This window comes from Streptomyces viridosporus (assembly GCF_002078235.1).
Classification (GTDB): Bacteria; Actinomycetota; Actinomycetes; order Streptomycetales; family Streptomycetaceae; genus Streptomyces; species Streptomyces viridosporus.
Window position 1 is genome coordinate 779 of sequence record NZ_MSGP01000290.1, and the last position, 346, is coordinate 1,124.

Here is a 346-nt window from a genome sequence, read left to right on the forward strand (position 1 = left end):
CGGCAGGGCGTCGATCCGCGCGGGACCTCCCTGCGCGTGGGGATCTTCGGCGCGGAGCCCTGGACGGAGCGGATGCGGCAGGAGATCGAGGAGCGGTTCGCGATCGACGCGGTCGACATATACGGGCTGTCGGAGGTGATCGGGCCGGGCGTCGCGCAGGAGTGCGTGGAGACCAAGGACGGCCTGCACATCTGGGAGGACCACTTCTTCCCGGAGGTCGTCGACCCGGTCACCGGCGAGGTCCTCCCGGAGGGCGAGCGGGGCGAGCTGGTCTTCACCTCGCTGACCAAGGAGGCGATGCCGATCGTCCGCTACCGGACGCGGGACCTGACCCGTCTGCTGCCGG

The 346-nt window shown here is 70.8% G+C and carries 1 protein-coding gene; it reads left to right on the forward strand.

The annotated features are described in order from the left end of the window. Positions 1-346: AMP-binding protein (locus tag B7L92_RS42520; RefSeq protein ID WP_368656257.1), on the forward strand; the 346-nt coding region annotated here is incomplete at both ends.